Consider the following 3,860-nt stretch of genomic DNA (forward strand, 5'->3'; position numbering starts at 1 on the left):
GCCTGCCTGTCACGCAGGAGGTCGACAGTTCGAGTCTGTTCGGGGTCGCCAACACGCTTCTGTAGCTCAGTCGGTAGAGCAGGGGACTGAAAATCCCCGTGTCGTTGGTTCGATTCCGACCGGAAGCACCATATAGAACGCAAATGCGTTCTATATACAATGCGGATTTAGCTCATCTGGTAGAGCGCCACCTTGCCAAGGTGGAGGTAGCGAGTTCGAGCCTCGTAATCCGCTCCATAGTACTGGGGTAATAACCTTGGTATTACGCAAATCCCGAAGCAGTAGTTTCGGGATTTTTTATTTATGTTTGATTTTGAGGATTGAAAGCTTATTTTTATATGAAACGGAGCATTCACAATGAAAATATTTAAAGTGACCAGATGGGTATTCTTTGCTCTGTCTGTTCTGAGCGTAGTTCTGCTGTTCGCGCTGATGTTTACGGGAAACAGCTATAAGACTATGAGAGCGGTGGGAGTTGCCACCGAGGACATGATATGCGATATCCTGTTTGTTCTTGCACCTTTTGCAATGGGACTGGCAGCTCTGTCAGCGCTTATCGTTATAGTGAAAAGGTGCTACGGAAGTAAAATGTTTATGAGCACTATGTCTGTGATGTTTATTGCTTTTTCGCTGCTGGTGCTTCTCGGACGCGGCATAAGAAGTGACAGGATCATGCGCACTTTTGAAAGTCCCGACGGAAAACACTCTTTATATTATGTTCAGGAGCATGATGACGACGAGTATGGCGCTCCTGACGCTATGCGTGTTTACCGCAGAAAGGACATATTTACATATGAGGCACTGTTCACTGTCGATAACGATAAAACAGACCTTATCAGCTGGGAAAATGACGGCGTTGTCTTTGACGAACAAAAATATGACTATTCATCGTTTTAAGTATTGAACACAGCAGATATGGAGTTATAAAATGAAAAAAATAAGATTATTCGAGTATATTCTGGCAGGACTTGCTGTTATATGTATACTGGCTATGGTGACGATACACGTTACAAGAGACAAGGAGATCATGAGAGCGTTTTTTGGTCTGCCCGAGACTATGGTCGATAATATCTGCTTCTACCTTGCACCTTTTTTCTTTGGAACTGCTGCGCTCCTCGGTTTTATCGAAAAGTGCAGGAACGGCGAGAAGCGCAAAGCACTTATGCTCAGCGGAACTATAATGTGTTACCTCATGGTGGCACTGCTCATAAAGCTGGCAGGATTTGATGTGGGATCTCCGCTGAAAACTATAAAAAGTCCTGATGGAAAGCATACTATATACTATAATGAAGCTGGTGACGATGATGAAAAACTTATCTGCTTCGTCAGAAAGAGCTTCATAAAATATGATCCTGTTTTCACTATGCGCAAAGGAGAGGAAGCTGATATCGAGTGGAAGGACGATTACTTCCTGCGCCACGGCTGGAGATATCAATACCCCGATTACGAAAAATAAATTTAATAATTCTTTTTTAATTCCGCACAAAGACTGCTTTGGGTCTTTGTGCGGAATTACTATATACAAATTTAAATAAAAATGTTATAATATAGTAAGTATCCCTTGTGATTACTTACAATGTATATTATTGAAGTCTCGTTTATAAAATGTTACAGGAGTGAAGAAATGGAAAAGGAAACCCGATATGCCGTTCTTATTGATGCGGATAATGTTGCGGCTAAGTATACAAAGTTTATACTCGATGAAGTCTCTAATTATGGTGTCGTAACATATAAGAGAGTTTACGGCGACTGGACCCGTCCTAATCTTGCAGGCTGGAAGAATATGGCGCTTGACAACGCTGTTACGCCTGTACAGCAGTACAGCTATACAACAGGCAAGAATGCTACCGACTCTGCAATGATAATAGACGCGATGGATATTCTCTATTCGCACAATGTTGACGGCTTCTGCATCGTGTCCAGTGACAGTGACTTTACAAGACTGGCTATCCGTCTGCGTGAGTCGGGTATGCACGTTATCGGCATGGGCGAACAGAAAACTCCGAAGCCGTTCAGCACTGCCTGCAACGCTTTCAAGTACCTTGAGATACTTGCGGACGAGGAATTACAGAGCACGGGCGAGAGCGAAAAGCTTGAACTGAAAACTCTGGAAACGGCTATAGTACGCATAATAACCGAAAATGCCAACCTACAGGACGAGATCAATATCGGCGAGCTGGGAAGCAGACTTCTCAACCGCTATCCTGACTTTGATGTCAGGAACTACGGCTATTCAAAGTTCTCGCAGTTCCTGAAAGAGTTCGACGGACTCAGCTTCAGACAGGTGGGAAGCAGCATACTTGTTTCTCAGAAGTCCAATATGACGGATCTTCAGCGTATAGAAACGGCTATTGCAGCTATAGTGCGAACCAACGGCAGCAAGGGATATAATCTGGGCGAGCTGAAAAAGCAGCTCTGCACAAAGATGCCCGAATTCGACGTAAAAACATACGGCTATTCAAAGTTCAGCAAGTTCGTTGAAAATCTGCCGTCATTTAAGATAAAGAACAACACTGTTATGATTTCGGAGAGTTGATTTGGAGAAAAAAATTATTAGTGCCGCAGCGGCAATAGTTCTTGCCGGCGGACTTTATATGTCAGGGCGCTATATCAAGGACTCGGGTATACTGAGAGGATATCCCGCAGCTGAATATCTCACATCAGACGAAGCTGAGCACAGACCTGTATACGAAATGCTCAGCAAGGACGAGAAAGCAGTGTATACTGCGCTGTATCGGGGGATATCCGATAAAAAGGAGAAGATACCTCTGCCTATGGAGATAGACGGCGACGAGTATTCAAAGATATATTGCATACTTGAAAAACAGGAGAGCAGTTTTTTCTATTTAGACTCGGTGTATTATACGGCTCAGAAGGTGCGCGATGCAAAGGTGGTCTATCGTGAAAAGAGCAACGCGGTGCTTAAAGCGTCCGAGCTTGATGCTGTCATTGATACTGCTATGACGGGAACGGCTGACTATTGGAGCGATGCTGAGAAAGTAAGATACATAAATGACTATATAGTAAAGAAATGCAACTATGTTACGGGAGATGACAGCGAATATGCCTCGACTTCATACGGCTGCCTTGTGCGGGGTGAAGCGAACTGCGAGGGATATGCCAAAGCGTTCAGGCTCCTTGCGTCGCAACTTGATCTGGACAGCACCGTGGTGACGGGAAAGACTGATAAAGGCGAAAATCATGCGTGGAATCAGGTCAAGGTCGATGACGAATGGTACAATATTGACGTAACATGGGCAGATACAGGCAGTGAGGGAGATATCAGCCTGACGTATTTCCTGTGTTCGGACGCAGATTTCTCAAGGACGCATATTGCCGATAAATCGTTGTTTGAGCCATACAGCTGCGGTAGAGATGACAGAAATTACTACATTGCGAACGGACTTTATGCGCAGACTTACAACGAAGCAGAGGAGATCCTGAGGCGTGAGCTTTTGGCGGATAAAAGCGTTGTGACCATAAAATTTGCGAATGAAAGCATCTACAACGATTTTTACGATCTTGTCAACGATGACAGAAAAATGTTTGATATTATCAAAGAAACGGAGTATCACACCAAAGAGGCAATCTGTCTTGATCTTGGATTGAACGAGCAAGGACTCTGTATTACGCTGAAATTCAAGTTCGGAGAGTGAAATTGAACATATTTGCACGAAAATAATCGAGCAATGTTGTGTAGAAATCCATGTTGACAATTTGCGGAATGAGTGATATAATAAACAAGTCGCTTCGGAAGGGTGAAGGAAGAGTAAGCCTGCTGGCGCAGCATCGTGGAGCACATGGAGGAGAGGCGGAAGAAAGTTATCACAAAAAACTTTTGAAAAGGTATTGACAAAGAG

Annotated in this window: 4 protein-coding genes and 2 tRNA genes; all 6 read left to right on the forward strand. The window is 44.0% G+C overall.

From position 1 onward, the window contains the following. The first annotated feature begins 55 nt into the window (after positions 1–55). The 6 genes from K6G33_RS02350 to K6G33_RS02375 all read left to right on the forward strand — a co-directional run bounded on the left by K6G33_RS02350 (position 56) and on the right by K6G33_RS02375 (position 3,656). Positions 56–131, forward strand: a tRNA-Phe gene (locus K6G33_RS02350). A gap of 30 nt (positions 132–161) precedes the next feature. After that, positions 162–237, forward strand: a tRNA-Gly gene (locus tag K6G33_RS02355). Between the two features lie 120 nt (positions 238–357). Beyond that, positions 358–897: a hypothetical protein gene (locus tag K6G33_RS02360; protein WP_296775823.1), complete on the forward strand. Its 540-nt coding sequence runs from the start codon at positions 358–360 to the stop codon at positions 895–897. A gap of 31 nt (positions 898–928) precedes the next feature. Then, positions 929–1,456, forward strand: a complete 528-nt coding sequence (locus tag K6G33_RS02365) for a hypothetical protein (protein WP_296775825.1) — start codon at positions 929–931, stop codon at positions 1,454–1,456. A 168-nt stretch (positions 1,457–1,624) separates the two neighbouring features. Next, complete coding sequence (locus K6G33_RS02370; protein WP_296775827.1) at positions 1,625–2,536, forward strand: NYN domain-containing protein; 912 nt, start codon at positions 1,625–1,627, stop codon at positions 2,534–2,536. 1 nt (position 2,537) lies between these two features. Continuing rightward, positions 2,538–3,656 carry a transglutaminase domain-containing protein gene (locus tag K6G33_RS02375; protein ID WP_296775829.1) on the forward strand — a complete coding sequence of 373 codons (1,119 nt, stop codon included), beginning with the start codon at positions 2,538–2,540 and terminating at the stop codon, positions 3,654–3,656. The last annotated feature ends 204 nt before the right edge of the window (positions 3,657–3,860 follow it).

It is taken from the genome of Ruminococcus sp., assembly GCF_024691275.1.
In the GTDB taxonomy this organism is placed as follows: Bacteria; Bacillota; Clostridia; order Oscillospirales; family Ruminococcaceae; genus Ruminococcus.